The sequence below is a fragment of the Nocardia grenadensis genome (genome assembly GCF_050942415.1).
In the GTDB taxonomy this organism is placed as follows: domain Bacteria; phylum Actinomycetota; class Actinomycetes; order Mycobacteriales; family Mycobacteriaceae; genus Nocardia; species Nocardia grenadensis.
This window is the reverse complement of record NZ_CP192054.1, coordinates 2,326,201-2,344,374: the sequence shown is the minus strand read 5'-3', so window position 1 is coordinate 2,344,374 and position 18,174 is coordinate 2,326,201. Positions and strand designations below refer to the sequence as shown.

13 protein-coding genes, 1 tRNA gene, 1 pseudogene and 2 riboswitches are annotated in these 18,174 nt (G+C 67.4%); of the genes and pseudogenes, 6 read left to right on the top strand and 9 right to left on the bottom strand.

All coding sequences use genetic code 11. The annotated features are described in order from the left end of the window. Positions 1-25 precede the first annotated feature (25 nt). The 3 genes from prpB to ACQPYS_RS10680 form a co-directional block, all read right to left on the bottom strand. Entirely contained in the window at positions 26-940 is a 915-nt protein-coding gene (gene prpB, locus ACQPYS_RS10690) for a methylisocitrate lyase (protein WP_433492461.1), read from the bottom strand. After that, positions 940-2,442: a 2-methylcitrate dehydratase PrpD gene (gene prpD / locus ACQPYS_RS10685; RefSeq protein ID WP_433492460.1), complete on the bottom strand. Its 1,503-nt coding sequence runs from the start codon at positions 2,440-2,442 to the stop codon at positions 940-942. Before prpD ends, prpB begins: the two co-directional genes overlap by 1 nt. Positions 2,443-2,826: 384 nt before the next feature. After that, on the bottom strand, positions 2,827-4,251 hold the full coding sequence (locus ACQPYS_RS10680; RefSeq protein ID WP_433493019.1) for a short-chain fatty acyl-CoA regulator family protein: 1,425 nt from the start codon (positions 4,249-4,251) through the stop codon (positions 2,827-2,829). 271 nt (positions 4,252-4,522) lie between these two features. Next, positions 4,523-4,752, bottom strand: a riboswitch (cobalamin riboswitch). 298 nt (positions 4,753-5,050) lie between these two features. Continuing rightward, positions 5,051-5,187, top strand: a riboswitch (cobalamin riboswitch). Positions 5,188-5,390: 203 nt separating this feature from the next. Between ACQPYS_RS10680 and ACQPYS_RS10675 the strand changes: the two genes are divergently transcribed. Beyond that, on the top strand, positions 5,391-5,714 hold the full coding sequence (locus tag ACQPYS_RS10675) for a hypothetical protein (RefSeq protein WP_433489961.1): 324 nt from the start codon (positions 5,391-5,393) through the stop codon (positions 5,712-5,714). Between the two features lie 24 nt (positions 5,715-5,738). Here ACQPYS_RS10675 and ACQPYS_RS10670 read toward each other — a convergent pair whose 3' ends face one another. Further along, positions 5,739-6,929, bottom strand: a complete 1,191-nt coding sequence (locus ACQPYS_RS10670; RefSeq protein WP_433489960.1) for an IS110 family transposase — start codon at positions 6,927-6,929, stop codon at positions 5,739-5,741. A 1,361-nt stretch (positions 6,930-8,290) separates the two neighbouring features. Here ACQPYS_RS10670 and ACQPYS_RS10665 point away from each other — a divergent pair. Next, positions 8,291-9,328: a tyrosine-type recombinase/integrase gene (locus tag ACQPYS_RS10665; protein ID WP_433492459.1), complete on the top strand. Its 1,038-nt coding sequence runs from the start codon at positions 8,291-8,293 to the stop codon at positions 9,326-9,328. 719 nt (positions 9,329-10,047) lie between these two features. Continuing rightward, positions 10,048-10,947: pseudogene (locus ACQPYS_RS10660) on the top strand (recombinase family protein); the annotation flags it as partial. A 327-nt stretch (positions 10,948-11,274) separates the two neighbouring features. On the opposite strand, the gene ACQPYS_RS10655 reads toward ACQPYS_RS10660, so the two are convergent. Continuing rightward, on the bottom strand, positions 11,275-11,631 hold the full coding sequence (locus ACQPYS_RS10655) for a hypothetical protein (RefSeq protein ID WP_433492458.1): 357 nt from the start codon (positions 11,629-11,631) through the stop codon (positions 11,275-11,277). A gap of 58 nt (positions 11,632-11,689) precedes the next feature. Continuing rightward, positions 11,690-11,774: transfer RNA gene (locus tag ACQPYS_RS10650), tRNA-Leu, on the bottom strand. Positions 11,775-11,939: 165 nt separating this feature from the next. Here ACQPYS_RS10650 and ACQPYS_RS10645 point away from each other — a divergent pair. Together ACQPYS_RS10645 and ACQPYS_RS10640 are read left to right on the top strand one after the other, a co-directional pair. After that, positions 11,940-12,764 carry an SDR family oxidoreductase gene (locus ACQPYS_RS10645; protein WP_433492457.1) on the top strand — a complete coding sequence of 275 codons (825 nt, stop codon included), beginning with the start codon at positions 11,940-11,942 and terminating at the stop codon, positions 12,762-12,764. Positions 12,765-12,872: 108 nt separating this feature from the next. Further along, positions 12,873-13,799: a D-isomer specific 2-hydroxyacid dehydrogenase family protein gene (locus tag ACQPYS_RS10640; protein ID WP_433492456.1), complete on the top strand. Its 927-nt coding sequence runs from the start codon at positions 12,873-12,875 to the stop codon at positions 13,797-13,799. 31 nt (positions 13,800-13,830) lie between these two features. On the opposite strand, the gene ACQPYS_RS10635 is transcribed toward ACQPYS_RS10640, so the two are convergent. Then, positions 13,831-14,799 (bottom strand): Acg family FMN-binding oxidoreductase, encoded by a 969-nt coding sequence (locus ACQPYS_RS10635; RefSeq protein WP_063036073.1) that lies wholly within the window; start codon positions 14,797-14,799, stop codon positions 13,831-13,833. A gap of 465 nt (positions 14,800-15,264) precedes the next feature. Here ACQPYS_RS10635 and ACQPYS_RS10630 point away from each other — a divergent pair, with 465 nt between their 5' ends. Continuing rightward, a complete protein-coding gene (locus ACQPYS_RS10630; RefSeq protein ID WP_433492455.1) occupies positions 15,265-16,362 on the top strand; it encodes a DoxX family protein in 1,098 nt (365 codons plus the stop codon). A gap of 52 nt (positions 16,363-16,414) precedes the next feature. On the opposite strand, the gene ACQPYS_RS10625 is transcribed toward ACQPYS_RS10630, so the two are convergent. Continuing rightward, positions 16,415-17,731 (bottom strand): cryptochrome/photolyase family protein, encoded by a 1,317-nt coding sequence (locus tag ACQPYS_RS10625; RefSeq protein WP_433492454.1) that lies wholly within the window; start codon positions 17,729-17,731, stop codon positions 16,415-16,417. Next, positions 17,728-18,099: a VOC family protein gene (locus ACQPYS_RS10620; RefSeq protein WP_063036071.1), complete on the bottom strand. Its 372-nt coding sequence runs from the start codon at positions 18,097-18,099 to the stop codon at positions 17,728-17,730. The genes ACQPYS_RS10625 and ACQPYS_RS10620 overlap by 4 nt, the downstream gene beginning before the upstream one ends. Positions 18,100-18,174: the final 75 nt, after the last annotated feature.

Below are 18,174 nucleotides of genomic sequence, written 5' to 3'. Positions count from 1 at the left end.
GAATCGCTGAGCGACGCTGTGCCCATCACTGGTCCCTTCCCAACGTGAAATTGAAGACATCGGAATCGAATTCGTTGTAGCGCTCGTACTGCAGCAGTTCGTAGAGGCGGCTGCGGTGCTGCATGCGGTCCAGCAGACCCGACTGAGTGCCTTCCGCGTAGATCTCCCGGAGACCCGCCTCGGCGGCGAACATCGCCAGACGCAGAGTGGACACCGGGTAGATGACCGCGTTGTAGCCGATGGATTCCAGCGTGGCGGCCGGGATCAGTTCGGATTTGCCGAACTCGGTCATATTGGCCAGCAGCGGGGTCGAGACAGCGGCGCGGAACTTCTCGAACTCCGCGGGAGTGTGCAACGCCTCGGTGAAGATCAGATCGGCGCCCGCGTCGGCATAGGCTTTCGCACGCTCGATCGCGGCATCGATTCCTTCGATCCCGGCGGCGTCGGTGCGTGCGCAGATCACGAAGTTCGGATCGCGGCGGGCCGAGACCGCCGCCCGCAGTCGGCGCACCATCTCCTCGGTGGGCACCACCGCTTTGCCGTCCAGATGACCGCACCGTTTGGGATTGACCTGGTCCTCGAGGTGGCAGCCGGCGATGCCGGCATCCTCCAGGACGGTGACCGTCCGGGCGGCGCTCATCGGCTCCCCGAAACCGGTGTCCGCGTCGATGAGCACCGGCAGGTCGGTGACCCGGGCAATCTGGTGACCGCGCCCCGACACCTCGGTGAGCGTGGTCAACCCGATATCCGGCAATCCCAGATCGGCGGAGAGCACCGCACCGGAGACGTAGACTCCCTCGAACCCGACCTCTTGGATCAGCGTCGCCACCAGCGGGTTGAACGCGCCGGGGAACCGCTGGATCTTCCCGGAGCCCAGCCCGGTACGGAACGCCGACCGCTTATCGGCCGCCGAGGTCGATGCTGCGAGCAGGCCGGTCATCAGAACAGTCCCTTCGGGGAACGGGGCGCGCGGGCGAGCACATCCGCCGAGACGGTGAAAGTGAGCTCCGACAACTCACCGGCGGACAGCTCGCCCGCGCGCTGGACCACTTCGAGGAAGCGGTCCTGCTCGGCCGGATCGACAACCCCCTCGGCGAGGGTGCGGAATTTGGCGATGTACTGGTCGCGGACGAAGGGTCGCGCACCCAGCGGGTGGGCGTCGGCGATCGCGAGCTCGTCGACGATCACCTCACCACTCTTCAAGGTCACCTCGGCGCGCGCGCCGAACGCTTTTTCGGCCGGGTCGGTGGAGTGGTAGCGGCGGGTCCACTCCGGGTCCTCGGCGGTGGAGATCTTGCGCCACAACTCGACGGTGTCCGGTCGCTGCGCGCGTTCGGGCGCGTAGGAACGCTCGTGATGCCAGGTCCCGTCCTGCAGGGCGACCGCGAAGATGTAGGGCACCGAATGGTCGAGGGTCTCCCGCGACGCTGTCGGATCGAACTTCTGCGGATCGTTCGAACCGGTACCGATCACGACGTGGGTGTGGTGGCTGGTGTGCAGCACGATCGAGGCGATCTGATCCAGATCACCGATCCGGTCCCGGAGGCGGCGGGCCAGATCGATCGGGGCCTGGCTCTGGTATTCGGCGGAATGCTCCTTGGTGTAGGAGTCCAGGATCGCCCGCTTGGGCTCGCCCGGACCGGGCAGCGGCACCGAGTACTCGGCCTTCGGGCCGCCCAGCAGCCAGGCGATCACACCGTCTTCGCCCTCCCAGATCGGCGACGGCGCGCCTTCACCGCGCAGCGCGCGGTCCACGGCCTCCACGGCCATCTTCCCGGCGAACGCCGGAGCGTAGGCCTTCCAGCTCGAGATCTCGCCCTTACGGGACTGGCGGGTCGCGGTGGTGGTGTGCAGAGCCTGACCGATCGCCTGGTAGATCGTCTCCGAATCCAGTCCGAGCAGCGTTCCGATACCAGCGGCGGCCGACGGGCCGAGATGGGCGACGTGGTCGATCTTGTGCTCGTGCAGGCAGATCGAACGCACCAGGTCGATCTGGATCTCGTAGCCGGTGGCCAGACCCCGGATCAGATCCCGGCCACTACGGCCCGCGTGCTGGGCGACCGCCAGGATCGAGGGGATGTTGTCGCCCGGATGGGAGTACTCCGCAGCCAAGAATGTGTCGTGGAAATCGAGTTCGCGCACCGCGACTCCGTTGGCCCAGGCCGCCCACTCCGGCGAGAAGCGGCCGTGGACGCCGAACACGGTCGCGCCCGGCTGATACGGGTGCGCGAGCGCCTGGGCGCGAGCATTGGTGACCGGGCGCCGGGTCAGCGACGCCGCGGCGACCGCCGCATTGTCGATGATCCGGTTGACGATCATCTCCTCGGTCTCCGCGGCGACATCCACCGGGTCGGTCGCCACCTCCGCAATCCGCCACGCCAGATGCTGCTCGCGGGGGAACTGCTCCGCGGAGCGGTGGGTACGGACGAGATGATTCTTCACGGTCCAAGGCCTCCAGGGGGATCGGCGTATTTCGCTCGATTCGGACGCTACAGACGCGAAACAGCTGTGGAAATCCGTCGCAAAGGGCGAATTTTGTGGAGACAGACCTGCAAAGTTGTGGAGTTTGTGGAGGGCAGTACCGGACCGGGACAGGAATCGGCGCGCGAGCGGGCGCCGATTACTCTCGTGCGCGCCTCACCGGTCGATCCGATTCGATCGAGCAAGGCCGCTGCTCATGCGACGAAAGGGTTCTTCGATACCGACGCGCCCCCGGGCACGGGGTTCTCGATGTCACCCCGGATCCCTTCGTCGACGGTGAGCAGTTCAGCCCGCCGGAACTACGCGCCCGTCCTGGGCTGACACACTCACCGCAGTTACCCGCGGTCAGTCGGTTGATGCGGGTGCGTAGGGGGTGTTCGCCGGACGGTTCTCATCGGCGGCAAGAGGCCGTCCGATCTGCGGGAACGCGCGTTGCGCACACGCGGTGCGTTCACAGACCCGGCATCCTGCACCGATCGGAACAGCGGCGGCCGCGTCATGGATCGGAAGGCCGTGGGAATAGACGAGTTTATCGGCGAAGGCGAGATCGCATCCGAGACCCACCGCGAAATCCCGCGAAGGCGAGAGATATCCGGGATTGCTCTCCCCTGTCGTGCGCGCCAGCCACAGATACGTGCGCCCGTCGGGCATCTCCGCGATCTGGGTGCGGATCCGGCCCGGGGTGGCGAAAGCGTCGTGCACCACCCACAGCGGGCAACTACCGCCCGTCCGGGAGAAGTGGAACGCGGTGGCGGACTGCCGTTTCGAGATATTTCCCGCACGGTCGGTGCGGACGAAGAAGAACGGGACGCCCCGCTGCCCGCGCCGCTGCAGCGTCGACAGACGATGACACACGGTTTCGAAACCGACCTCGAATTGCGCTGCGAGTAGGTCGATGTCGTAGCGCAACGACTCCGCCGCGCCGAGAAACAGCCCGTAGGGCAGAACGAGCGCGCCCGCGAAGTAGTTGGCCAGCCCGATACGCAGCAGCCGCCGCGACTCCGCGGGCAGCGCCGCCGTCTCGGTGAGCAGAGTTTCGATCACCTCGGACTGGGTGAGGAACGCCAACTGTGTCGCCAGTTGGAACGCGCGCTGCCCGGCGGTGAGACGCCGCGCGAGCGTGAGTGTGCGCGCTTCCGGGTCGTAGCTCCGTTTGGGCCCGGGCCGCGCCGGATCCTCCGACCGGATTCGCACCGTCACCCCGTGCTCGTCGCGCAGCAGTCGTGCCAGCTGTAGATCCAACCCGCCGATACTCAACCCGCTCGCGGCGAAGAGATCCTCGGCGGCGGTATCGAGTGCGGGGATGTGGTTACGCCGGTCATAGAAATAGTCGCGGACATCCTCATAGGGCATCGCGGTACGTGGATCCGGGACCGGACCGTCGAGTCCGGCGGTGAACTGCTCGAGCTGCCCGTTGACCGCGCGCAGGCGCCGGTGCTGCCTGATCAGCAACCGCGCCGCAGACGGCACCCGCGAAAGCAATTCATCCAGTTCGCCGCCGCTCACCGAACCAGACTCGGGGTCCTCGGTGAACACCTCATGCAGATCAGCCAGCAACCGAGCATCGGTCTCCGGCGCGAAGAATCCCACCTCCAAGTCGAATGTCGAGGTCAGACGCATCAGCACCGGCACCGACAACGGGCGCTGATCGTTCTCCAGCTGATTGACATAACTCAGCGACAGCCCGAGCGCCTTGGCCAGCCCGGATTGCGACAGGCTCCGCTGCTCACGCAGAGCACGAAGCCGGCCACCGGCATACATCTTCTCCACAGCAAGCACCCCTTCCATGATCGGCACCGGCTCGCCCACGCGATCCGCCGGTGTTCCGGCCGCACCGGCCCTCAGGTCACCGGCGACGGCCGGTGACCCGAGCCGCATCGCGGGGAAAGGTCCGAAAGTGACGGCATGATGCGAACTCCTCGGGTGGCAGCCTGTGACCGTCACCGGTGCGAGCGCGCACGACGACTACGCACCCGGCGAGACCCGGATACGTGAGAATCGGCGTACCGCCTGATCCACGAGGCGACGACCGCCGGACACGTCGTGCCCGGCGCAACCGGCAGGTCTTCGGACTCGTGGGCACCGACCTCGATCGGTCGACTCGGGACCTGGCGCGCTCCCCGAGCTGGTACTACCACGCCGTCGCTTCCCAGGACCCGGCCCAGTGCATGTGACGGCGGTCGCTCCCACTCACCGCTGCGGGACAGTCCCGGATTCCCACCGGGTTCCCTCTCACCCCCGCTCGCGGTCACCCGACCTAGAGCGGAAAGGCTTCGACATCTCACACCGTCGCAACAGCGCGAGACGAACCAGCTGCGCTCATAAGAATATCCCTGCTGGTGAGCCCCGTCCCCACTGGGCGCAGTGCCCCACCGCCCAGGGTCGAGCCGGCAGCGGAAAGACGCCGGATCCCGCCACCCGATTCCGCCGCCGCCGGTGTGGTGCGCCGGCAGAAGCGGGGGCCTCAGGGCGCCCGGTGATCGAGAACGCCGGCGTCCCGCGCGCAGCCCGAATGCCAGTCTGACCAGGCGCTGGTTGCCGCTCGTCCCTGGACGCGCGGCTCGCAAGAGGGAATCCGGTGGGAATCCGGAGCTGCCCCGCAGCGGTATGTGGAAACGACCGCGGTCATCAGCACTGGGCGCCCGCCCGGGAAGCGACCGCCAGTAGGCGACGCCGGCCGGCGTCATGTCCGCGAGTCCGAAGACCGTCCACAGCAGTCACCGCTGGGAACACATGCCCACCGGTACCCCTACCGGCCACCATGATCCGAAGCATCGCCCGCTCGCGGCCTTCCTGTGAGGAACCCCCACATTGCTGGGGGGGTGTCCCTATGTTTCTTGTCAAGCCGTGGGTTGAGGTTGTGCCCGGGTGAGGCTTGGGCGGGGCGTGCGGTCGGTAGCGTGGTCTGAGTGGCGTCGAAGGCTGAACGGCAGGCTGCTCGGGATCGTGTGGCGGTATATCACGAAGAGCGGCTCGGTGAGTTGGTCGAGCACGTAGGCCGGGCATTGGACCGGTTCCGTGCCAGCCAGTTGGATGCGTTCGAGGTCGATGCGGTGATCCACCAATACCATCGGGCGGCTCAGCGGTTGTGGACGTTCTGTAGCCAGTCCGGTGTGCAGGTGGAAGCCACCGCGCATCTCATCGAAGGCATGGCGGGCGGGGGTGAGGTGATCGATTGGTGGCAGCGCGGCATGTCGGTCAGGGCCCGGCGTGCCCAGGGGCTGGACGCTTGATCGGTGTCTGGCAGTTGCCGGCGATCAGGCCGCTGGTGCTGGAATGCGGTAGGGCTGTTTGTTTCGGAGCATGGCGTAGAGGACGTCGCATCGGCGTCGGGCGAGGCAGATGAGGGCTGCGTTGTGTTTCTTGCCCTCGGCTCTCTTTCTGTCGTAGTAGGTGCGGCTGGCCGGGTCGTGCAGGGCGGCGAACGCTGACAGAAACAACGCCCGTTTCAGTTTGTGGTTGCCGGATCGGGCAGGGTGTTCACCGCGGATGGAGCTTCCCGATCGGTGGGTGATCGGGGCGATGCCGGCGTAAGAGGCGAGGTGGCCGGCCGAGGCGAACGCGGTGCCGTCGCCGACTTCGAGCAGGATGCGGGTGCCGGTCCTGACTCCGATGCCGGGCATCGAGGTCAGGACCTCGGCAAGAGGGTGATCGGCGAACATCTCCTCAATGTTCTCGGCGATCTGCTTGCGCTGTAGAAGAACTGCTTTCAACGAATCCGCCAGCTTCGGCAGCACGGTTTCCGCGGCTTTCGTGCCGGGAACGGTGACAGATTGCGCGGGCAGCGCGGCCAGGATCTCCTCGACCAGGCGTGCTCCCATTCGTGGGGCATGTTTAGTGGCGATGGCGGTAAGTTTGCGCCGACCAGCGGCCCGGATGCCTTCGGGACCGCCGCAGCGCGACAGGATCTCCAGCACCGCCGGGTGCGCGATGCGGGGGCCGAGGACGCGTTCGAGGGCGGGGTGGATGCCGGTGAGCAGGCCGCGGATGCGGTTGCTGGTGCGGGTTGCTTCGCCGGCCAGGTCGTCGTCGAAGCCGGCCAGAACACCGAGCTCGGTGAGTGTTTCGTCACCGACGTCGACGCGGCGCAGCGTGTGCGGCATCGTGCGGGCGGCATCAGCGATGATGTGAGCGTCGCGGGCATCGGTTTTGGCTTGACCTGGGTAGAGGTCGGCGATGCGGCGCATCGACAATCCGGGCAGGTAGGCGACATCGTGTCCGCAGGCGCGCGCGACGGTGACCGGCAGGGCGCCGATCGTGTTGGGTTGATCGACCACGATCAGCAGCCGCCCGTGGGTGGCGAGTTTGTTGAACACGGCCCGCAGCCGGGATTCATCGTTGGGTAGTGCCTTGTCGAACAATCGTTTCCCGGCCGGGTCGAGCCCGACCGCGTGATGTTCGCCTTTTCCCACGTCAACGCCGCAGAACACGGCATAAGGTTGTGTCACCTTGCTCGGTCCTCAACTGCCTCGAAACGCTCACTGGACGGTCGCCGATCCAGCGTCAACGCCCGGCACCCACGTTACGAAGAGACCTACCAGCGGCCCTGTCCCCATCAGCGGTCCGTCGACGCCACCAGGACCCGGCGACACCACCCCCCGGATCATTCGAACGACAGGGGCAAGAAGTCATACCGGGCCTGGCGACCGTGGGCCCGGTTCCGGGCCCACGAAAAAGGTAACGGGGTGAACCACCACCGGTTGGGGACAGCCTCCTTCGTAGAGGTGCACGGTCATCATCATGTCGAAGCGTTCCCCGCTCGCAGCGACCCATACGCTCGAAGCCGGCATCCGTGCCAGGTTTCACCTCATGTCGCAGCCGGAATCGCGTGCTGTAGTCCTTACTTGAACACGCGATGCCTCGGCCGGGATCTCGTCGGACCCGACCATTGAAGCGGCCCGGAGCTCCTCCGGTCGGATCATCAGATCGACGATTCGCAGCCAATCCGAATCCACAGTGGACCTCCACGGCGCACTCGCCTCCGCAACAGCATTGTCGTGGATTGGTCGCTGGGTGGCACAGGGGATCGATCCTGCAGCTGCCGCCGACAGGTTCGTGAATCGGCGGCCCTACGGCCGTTTCCCCTCGCAGGCGCGGAGGACGGCACCGCCCGGTGACGCCGCGCACAGTTATTGTGTTGCCGACATGGCCGTCACGATGCAAAATCGTCGCCAATCGAGTTACTTTCCCAGACCTGGCAACGGCACTTCCCACCTGGAGGTGGGCAGAACCTCTCTCCTGCCGCCGGTTTCGATCGATGCTACCCGGGGCCGGTTGCTGAACGCGCTTCGAGCGGCGGTCATGTGGGTTGTTCTGAAGGGATAGTACCGAGATGATTCCAGCCCATCGAGCAAGGAAGTTCGTTGATCGCCCCTGTGATTCCGCCGAGCAGACCCCGGAAAACGATCATCCGTGAAATGTCTCTCGGACACCCACCCGGCCGCCTTCCCCGCACCGACGTGCGGATCGGAATGTCCACCATCAGCGATGGCGGCAGGATCACCGACCGCCTACTCCTGACCGAACTCGGCTGGTCCGCAGCAGTCCACCTCGAACTCGAAATCTGCGATCCGGGAGTACTTTGGGCCCGCCCGTCGGCATCTGGACCGGTCTCGATCTCTGCGGCCGGATACTTCCGGCTGCCACAACGCCTTCTTCGTCAGTTGGGACTGCGCCCCGGTGACCGCGTCCTTTTACTCTCCCGCCACGGCGGACGAGAAATGTCAATCCATCCACCCGCAGCAATCGCCTCGGCCTTCGCCGACCAATTCGCCCTGCCTGGTCGGGTGAACCGATGAGCCACTCGAATATGCCCAGCGCCGAGGCGCTGGCAGCTGCACGGGTCATGTTGTCACAGTTGGGTATTTCGGCCGCCGACCTGACTGCTCCCCCGGTCGCCGTTCCGACGTTCGCAGAAGTCATTCCCCAGGTGATACCAACCCTGAAGCCGGGGACGCTGCGTACCTATAACACTCACTTCCAACACCTACTGGACCGCTGGGCTACTCGCCGCTTGGACGAGCCGACACCGGCCGAGCTGGATGCTTTCGCGCACGAAATCGTCGCCGCAGCATCAACCAATCGAGCCTCGCGTGGCGGGCGTGGTGCCGGCGAAAATTTCGTCGCGGCGACCCGATGTCTGTACCGGTTCGCCGAAGGCCGCTGGATCAATGCCGCAGACAATCCGGCCCGGAACTTGAAGAAACCGGCCCGTCGGCCGGCACAGCGGTTCGCTATTCCCGCGCAACAGTTGACCGAGATCTGCCGAGTCGCGGCCACCACCGGCACCGACCCAAACCTCGACTCCCTGATCCTGCGGTTGGTCACCGAGACCGCATGTCGCCGTGGTGGCGCACTGGCGCTGCGACCGCGCGATCTGGATCCGGATCAGTGCCTGGTATTCCTTCGCGAGAAGAACGACAGCGACCGCTGGCAGCCTGTGTCTCCAACATTGATGCAGTACTTGCTCGACCACGCCGCGGAACGCGGCAGCCCGCCATCGGGCCAGTTGTTGCGCTACCGGGACGGCCGGCCGATTACCTCCCGGCGGTTCGATAACCTCTGGCAACGCGTACGCGCGGAGCTGCCCTGGGCGGCAGCCCAAGGAATCAGCACGCATTGGCTGCGCCACACGACCTTGACGTGGGTGGAACGTAACTTCAGCCACGCAGTCGCCCGCGCCTACGCAGGACACAACGACAACACCCACGGGATCACGGCCACATACGTCAAAGCAGACCTCATCGACGTCGCCTCTGCGCTATCGGGACTCACCGGCGAACCTCATCCCCTTGGATCCGACCGCCAGGCGATTACGGGGAGTAGTGAATTCCTCCGGCGGCGCTGACTGCGAGATGACGGCCGGTCGACGATCGCCCGCGAAGGTGCCCGGCTCTTTTCCCGGAGCGGGCTACCGCGTCGCCGAGATGGGCCCCGTGTAATCCGGTCAACGGCAGTTCTCCGCACGCCCGGATTCCTGCTCTTCACAGTGGGTGAACACCAACGACCCGGCAAGCAGCAGGTTGTCGGGGTAGCACAACCGAGGTAAGTCCACTTACAGTGAAGTGGGGAATCGTCGGCAGGCCGGTGGAGAGAGCCATGCCGACATCACCTGTCTCACCGAGTCCCAGCCACAGAGCACAGCCTATTCCGTCCGGGCTCAGGACATCGACCATCGCGTCATTCGACGCCACCGCCCTGCTGAACCTTGACAGCCACTGCGGTCCTTCTGTTCCGGTTGATCGGTACCACCGCTGTACCGGTCTCCTCCGCGATTTCCGGTTCGAGGGGTATCGCGGTGTACTCTGATTCCCGCGATTCCGCTGGTAGATCCGACGAGCCCGCGCAGGACCACATAGAGGTCGTGGTACCCGACGCCCCTCCCGAGCTGAACCCACCCGCAGCCGAGGCGCTCCTCCGGCTGATTCTGGCGCACGCCCGCCGACACGAGAACGAGTCCGCCGAATCCCAGAAATCCGAACCCTCCCCCGATCCATCCAGTACACACAACAGCGGTCCAGCACCCGGCCGCGAAATTAACCACGACGACCAGGAGGACCTCCCGCGATGATCAGATTCGCCTTCGCAGGCAGAGTTTCCACCGAGGACCAGCAAGACCCTGAAGCCTCCCGGAACTGGCAGCGGGGCCGCGCCGAAGCGTTGATCGCGCAGCAGGGCCGGATCGTCGCCGAGTTCTTCGACGTCGGCCAGTCGCGGTCCATCCCCTGGAAACGCCGGCCCGCCGCTGCACAGCTGCTCGATCTGCTCAGGGAGCCCGATCGTGGGTTCGACGCCGTCGTCATCGGTGAACCTCAACGCGCGTTCTACGGCAACCAGTTCGGGCTGACGTTCCCCGTGTTCGTCCACTACGGCGTCGCGTTGTGGGTGCCCGAGGTCGGCGGCCCGATCGACCCCGAATCCGAAGCCCACGACTTGATCATGTCGGTCTTCGGCGGCATGTCCAAAGGCGAACGCAACCGCATCAAAATCCGCGTCCGCGCCGCCATGGCCGCCCAAGCCAAAGTCGAAGGCCGCTACCTCGGCGGCCGCCCACCCTACGGATACCGCCTCACCGACGCCGGCCCACACCCCAACCCCAGCAAGGCAGCCGACGGCAAACGACTCCACCAACTCGAACCCCACCCCGACACCGCACCGATAGTGCAACGCATCTTCCGCGAATACCTCTCCGGCATAGGGATCTTCGCCATCGCCCAACGCCTCACCGCCGAAGGCATCCCCTGCCCGTCGGCCCACGACCGCCGACGCAACCCGCACCGCTCCGGCATCGCATGGTCCAAAGGTGCGGTCCGCACCATCCTCACCAACCCCCGCTACACCGGCTACGCCGTCTGGAACAAACAACACAAACACGAATCCCTCATCGACGTCGACGACGTCGCCCTCGGCCACCAGACCCGCCTGACCTGGAACCAGAAAACCGAGTGGGTCTACTCCGACCACCCCGTCCACGCAGCGCTGGTCAGCAGAACCGACCTCGACAATGTCCGTCTACGGCTGGCGTCCCGGGGACCGAAATCCGGCGGCCGGGTCGTGACCCGCACCAAACACACCTACTGCTTCACCGGGCTGCTGTTCCACCAAGCATGCGGGCGAAGGATGCAAGGAAACTGGAACCACGACCGCGCCCACTACCGCTGCCGCTACCCCTCCGAATACGCCCTCGCCAACGACCTCGACCACCCCCCATCGGTCTACCTACGCGAAGACCACCTCACCGAACCCCTCGACACCTGGCTCGCCGAGGTCTTCCACCCCGACCACATCGAACACTCACTCACCATGCTCGAACAAGTCCAACCCGACGCCACCCCTGCCTCGGACACCGCACAAAACACACTCCGAGAACTCGACCAGAAACTCAGCAGATACCGCGCCGCGCTGGAAGCCGGAACCGACCCGGCTGTGGTTGCGACCTGGATCAAGGAAGTCCAACACCAACGAGAACTCGTCACCGCCCAGCTGGCGACGCTCGAAGCGACGCAAGTCCCCCAGCGAAAGCTGAACAAGAAAGAAATAGAACGACTCATCGACGCCTTCGGCGGCCTGACCCCGGTACTCCGCACAGCAGAACCAGGCGAAAAACAGGAGGTATACCGCCGCCTCGGCCTGAAACTCACCTTCGACCACACCACACGGACGGTCGATGCCGAAGCTCTCCCCCAACCGCCCGTGGGCGTAGTGGTCGTGTCCGGAGGGGGACTTGAACCCCCACGCCCTATAACGGGCACTAGCACCTCAAGCTAGCGCGTCTGCCATTCCGCCACCCGGACCGGTGTGCTCAGCAAGAGTATCGGATCGCGCCACCGGGGCAAAATCGCGGGTGCCACCTGGGGTTTTCCGGTCCATTGTCAGCGGGTGACGAATTCCGGTCCGGGGGCTGCGGTGCGTGGGTAGATTGTGGTGCGCAGCGGAGCAGTCGCGGTGAGGAGCGCCAGGTGGGTCAGGATGTCGCGGTCGTTATCGGGGCCGGGGGTATGGGGCGGGCCATCGCGCGCCGGGTAGGGGGTGGCCGGCGGCTGCTGATCGCCGATTTCGACGAGGACAATCTGGGCGCGGTGGTCGAGGTGCTGGCCGGGGAGGGGCATGAGGTGCGCGGGCAGCGTGTCGATGTCTCGGATGCGAAGTCGGTGGCGGCGCTGGCGGAGGTCGCCGGCGAGGCGGGGCGGGTTACGCATATAGCGCATACCGCGGGGGTGTCGCCGACGCAGGGGGTGACGAAGGCGGTGCTGGAAGTGGATCTGCTGGGGACGGCGCTGGTGCTGGATGCCTTCGAGGGTGTGGTTGCCGAAGGTGGGGCGGGGGTGGTGATCGCGAGTATGTCGGCGTATATGGCGCCGCTGCCGGACGATCAGGTCGCGGCGCTCGCGTATACGCCGACGGCGGAGTTGCCGGCGTTGCCGTTCCTGGATCACGAGGCGCATCCGGGTATCGCCTATGCGATGGCGAAACGGGGCAATGTGGCGCGGGTGCAGGCCGCGGCGGTCGCGTGGGGGCGGCGGGGTGCCCGGCTCAATTCGATCAGCCCGGGGGTGATCTCGACGCCGATGGGGCGGCAGGAGCTGGACGGCGAGTCGGGGGCGGCGATGCGGGCGATGGTCAACGCGTCGACGACGGGGCGGTTGGGGACTCCGGATGATATCGCGCACGCGGCGGCGTTCCTGCTGGATCCGGCGTCGAGTTTCATCTCGGGGGTGGATCTGCTGGTCGACGGCGGGACGGTGGCCGGGGTGCGGGCACTGGCCTCCGGGAACCTGCCCTAGCGGCCGGTCCGCGTCCAGCGTCCCGGTCCGGGTGAGCGGAATTGTTGACGACGCCCGCACGGGGGGATGATGATGCGGCCATCAGCCCCGACGTCCCGGAAGTGAACTGTGCCGCACACCAGAGTCCCCCCCGTCCACCTGGGTCCGGAATACGATCCCGCGCTCGCCCGGGGAATCGAGGCGGGGGGCGGTCGGCTGGTGCCGTTGGACGAGGCCGAGGCGGTGGTGTGGAAGGGCGGGCCGGATTCCTTCCCCGAACGGTTGCCGGACGCGGTGCGGTGGGTGCAGTTGCCGAGTGCGGGTATCGAACGGTGGTTCGCCGCGGGACTCATCGACGACGACCGCGTCTGGACCTCGGCCGCCGGCGCCTATGCACCGAGCGTGGCCGAGCATGCGGTGTCGCTGTTGCTGGCGGGTGTGCGGGGGCTGGGTGAGCAGGCGCGGGCGACCTCGTGGCGCAAGGCCGAGTTCGAGAGGCGGGTGGGGACGCTGCACGGGGCCACTGTCGCCATCATCGGCTGCGGGGGTATCGGCCGGGCGATGATCCCGCTGTTCCGCGCGTTCGGGGCACAGGTGCTGGCCTCCACCCGATCCGGGACGCCGGTGCCGGGGGCGGTCGAAACGGTGGACGCGAGCCGCAATGCCGAACTCTTCTCGCGCGCGGACCATATCGTGATCGCGGCACCGGCGACGGCCGAGACCGCGCACCTCGTCGACGCCGACGCGTTGGCCCGGATGAAACCGGCGGCCTGGATCGTGAACATCGCCCGGGGTTCGCTGATCGATACCGATGCGCTGATGCAGGCGCTGCGCGCAGAGACCATCGGGGGCGCGGCACTGGATGTGACCGATCCGGAACCGCTACCGGACGGGCATCCGCTGTGGTCGCTGCCGAATGCGGTGATCACCCCGCATCTGGCGAATCCGTCCGGCGGTCTGCCCGGTCTGCTGGCCGAACGTGTGCGGGCCAATGTGGAGCGATTCGCGGCGGGTGAACCGCTGCTGGCCCTCGTCGATACCGAACGCGGGTACTGATCGGGCGGCGACACCCGCCCAGTACGGCGGGTCAGACTTCGAGTATCTCGTCGATCGGGCGCCGCGGGGTATCGGCCAGCGGTGCGGCGCTGCGGGGACTCCAGCCGACCCGCACCATGGACTGGGGGTACGCGCAGTCGTGGAGCAGGCCGGTCCGGATCTCCTGCCGTGCGTCCGGTACGCCGAGCGGTTCGGTCTGCACGCTGGTCGCCAGGCCCAGTTCGGTCGCGGTCAGCAGCAGTGCGCTGGTGGCCTCCCCCGCCCGCAGCTGGGCACGCCGGTCGTCGCGGATGGTACCGACGACGAGCCATTGTGCGGCGTCCGGCTGGTTCGCGGGGTCGAGCAGTGCGGGGTCGGCGAAGGTGCGCACCGGGATCTCGCCATCCGGGCGGGCGGCGGGGGCGTTGCGGGACGGCACTCCGTCGGTGAGCCGGTCGCGTCCACTCCAGTGGGCGATCTCCTCCCGGTACAGTCGGTCGGTGGCGTGCGCGGCGACCGCGTGCTGCATGGGCGTCGCCAGTCGTGGCAGCAGGGTGTCGGGGACCTGCCGGACAGCGGCGCCGCACGCCGAGACCCGGGCGGCCAGGGACCGCAGATGGCGGGCCGGGATCGGCTTGGGCAGATAGTGGCGGCGGTCGGTCCGGCGCAGCAGGATGGCCGCGGCCATTTCGATCTCGGCGTCGGTGGGTGGCCGGCGGGTGGTGTGGATCGTGGCGAGGTGGTCGGGGTCGCCGGGATCCGGGCAGTAGTCCACGGCGGAGGCCCAGCCCAGCGCGGCCAGAGCGGCACGCATATGGTGCAGCGCGGCTCCACAGCTGACGATGAGTGACCGCAGCGAGGGATCGGTGACGATCAGTTGCCGGCCGGTGTCGGCGAAGAGCTGGATACCGGAGTCGGCGGACCGCCAGCGCCAGGGTTGGGTGTTGTGCACGGACGGCGCTCGGACTGCCAGGCCGAGGGCGAGATCGGTGGCCTCACGATCCGGGATCGTGGCGGACATTGTATTGCGTCCTTCCGACGACGGGCGGTGTGCACATTTCCGGCTCGGACAACTCGCCGGCGGCGCGGCTGTGACACCGCGGCTTCCTCGGCCCCGATGCCGGACGTCTGCAGTGCGACTTCCCTGGATCCGAGAGTAGACGCACCCGAACGGCACCACCCGGCGAGATTTGCCGGGCGATGTCCAGGACAGCGACACGGCGCTGCTACGAATCGCTCACCGGGCGCGATGATCCGATGCCTTACCGGCGAAGACTGTTCGTCCAATCAAATTATATGACTCCGGTCACACCCACGTAGTGTTACCGGTTATTAGCTCCGCGGCGGCAGGCCGGTGCGGACGGACACGTTGCGGCCGGTTCTGTTTCCCGGCCCGGAAGCCGGGTAGATCGGCAGTACTCTGGCCTACTGCCCCCTGGTGACCAGCTGTGACAGATGCGAAACACCGAAGAAAGGGATGCACATCATGCTGCTACGCCGGTTCGCCCGCCCCCTACTGGCGAGTGCGTTCGTCGTCAACGGAGTCGAAACCCTGATGCATCCGGAATCACGGGTGAAGGAAGCGTCGACTTTGGTCCACAAGGGGAAGGAATCGCTGCCGTCCGATATCGCGGGCAACCTGCCCGCCGACCCCAGCACCCTGGTTCGGGTGACCGCGGCCGTGCAGATCGCCGGGGGCGCTCTCCTGGCGCTGGGCAAGGCGCCGCGCCCGGCGGCGCTGGCACTGGCGGCGACGGTGGTCCCGGCGACGGTGACCGAACAGAACTTCTGGGCCGAGAACGACCCCGACCGCCGCGCGGCGAAACGGACGGCATTCCTCAAGGACGTGAGCCTGCTCGGAGGCCTGATGATCGCGGCGTCGGATACCGCCGGTAAACCCTCACTGGGCTGGCGGGGACGCCGCGCCGCCCGCCGGGCCGCCGCCACGGTCGGCGGTGCGCTGCCGGTAGGTTCCGCGGCCCGTGGCGGCACGGGCGAGACCGTCCGGCAGCAACTGCACCAGGCCGCCGACCGGGGCCGGGATCTGGCGGGTTCCGCGGCCGACCGCGGGGCGGAGCTGGCCGAGATCGCGCAGCAGCGGGGCCCGGTGTGGGCGGATACCGCGAAGAAGCGGGGCGCCGACTGGGCCGATATCGCCAAGCATCGCGGTGTCGAGCTGGCCGAGACCGCGCAGACCCGCGGTCCTGAATGGGCCGCCGTGGCCAAGAACCGCGCCGCCGAGCTGGCGGACTACACCAAACACCGCGGCGGCGAACTCGCCGAGACGGCGCAGCAACGGGGACCGGAGTGGGCGGAAGCGGCCAAGAGCCGTGCGGCCGAACTCGCCGACTACACCAAACACCGCGGCGGCGAACTCGCCGAAACCGCCCAGCACCGCGGCCCCGAATGGACCGAGGCGGCCAAGAGCCGTGCGGCCGAACTCGCCGACTACACCAAACATCGCGGCGGCGAACTCGGCGCCTCGGCGAAGGCGCAACGCGCCCAGCTGGCCAAGGCGAAGGCGAAGGCCGACAAAGCGAAGGCGAAGGCCAAGAAGAAGGCCGCGAAGTCCACACTGCGCTGAGAACGCAGCGAATTCGACGATGCCCGGGCCGTGCGGTCCGGGCATCGTCGTGTCACATCCCGGGAAACTCGAGGATCGGCGGCGGATAGTCCATGTCGAGCTGCCACGGCCGATGGATCGCCCGGCCGTCGATATCGGCGAGTTCGGGCACCCAGCGCCGCACGTAGTCGCCGTGCGGGTCGTAGCGGTCGGCCTGGCGCAGCGGGTTGAGCACCCGGTTGGGCCGGGTGTCGTTTCCGGTTCCGGCGACCCACTGCCAGTTGAGTTGATTGTTCGCCAGGTCCGCGTCGACCAGCCAGTACTGGAAGTGCCGCGCGCCGGCCCGCCAGTCCACCCGCAGCGATTTGGCGAGAAAACTCGCGGTGATCAGGCGCGCGCGATTGTGCATCCACCCCTGTGCGTGCAATTGCCGCATCCCGGCGTCGACGATCGGGATACCGGTGCGTCCCGCGCGCCAGGCCTCCAGCGCCTGCTCGTCGTCGCGCCAGCGGATATCCCGCGCGCGATAGTCGGCCCATGCCGCGCCGGGCCGAGCGGCCAGCACCTGGTGGTGGAAGTCCCGCCAGGCCAGCTGCCGGACGAACGCGACGGCGCCCTCGGTGGAATCACCGGCGCGGCGAACCACCTCCCCCGGCGAGAGGCAGCCGAAATGCAGGTACGGAGAAAGCCGTGAGGTGGTATCGGCGGCCATATCGTCACCGCCCGACGCGTAACCGTCGAGGTTTCGGGAAACCCAGTCCCGCAGTATTTTCCGGCCCGTGGTCTCGCCGCCGACAGACAGTTCGGGAGAGGGTTCCCCCGCGCCGAGCTCACCCGGCTCCGGGAGGGACCCGGGGGTGATCTCCGGCAGCTCGAGGCGGTGCGGTGCGCGCAGCGCCGCGCGATGCCGGTCGCTGGTCCAGCGCCGCAGATAGGGCGTGAACACCGCGAAGTGATCACTGCCGGCGGGCACCAGATCTCCCGGCGGTACGACGGTCAGCGAGGCCGGGTGGACCCGCAGTTCGCGACCGTCGCGGCCCAGCCGGTCCCGCAGCCGCCGCTCGCGGAGGCGGCTGTAGGCACTGACATCGGCGGCAATGTGGACGACGGGCGCGTCCACCGCCTCCGCCACCCGCGCCACCTCTTCGGCGACGTCTCCGGCCCGGACGACCAACCGGCCGCCGAGCGCACGGAGTTCGTCGTCGAGTTCACGCAGGGCGGCCGCCAGGAAATGCGCGCGATTGGGCGGGCAGGACCGGCCGGACAGGATGGCCTCGTCGAGGACGAAGAGCGGGACCACCGTATCGGCCTCCCGATGCGCCGCGGTGAGCACCGGGTTGTCCCGCACCCGCAGATCGCGGGTGAACAGGGCGACCGCCGCCGCGGTCACGCGAACCAGACCAGGCAGAAGGTGTGCCCGACCGGGTCGGTGTAGACACGGAAGGTCTTTTCCGCATGGACGAATGTGGCGCCCAGCGCCAGGACTGCCGGTTCGGCGACCTCCACATCGCTGACCAGTACATCGAAGTGGATCTGCTGCGAGCCGGCCGGATCCGGGAACCGGGGCGGCACGTACTCCGGCGACAACTGGAACGCCAGGCGCCGGCCCTGCGGATCGACCATGGCGACCCAGGTCTCGTCGCTCTCCGAGCTCACCACTTCCCCACCGAGCAATCCGAGATAGAACTCGGACAGCTTCCACGGATCCGGGCAGTCCAGTACTACCGTCCGCAATCCCTCTACTCCGTCGGCCGCCATGGTCCGGCCCTCCTTCCGCACGTGATACCGATGCGTACCCGGGCCCCCGTCGGGAAAACCCGCACGCGCTGCGCG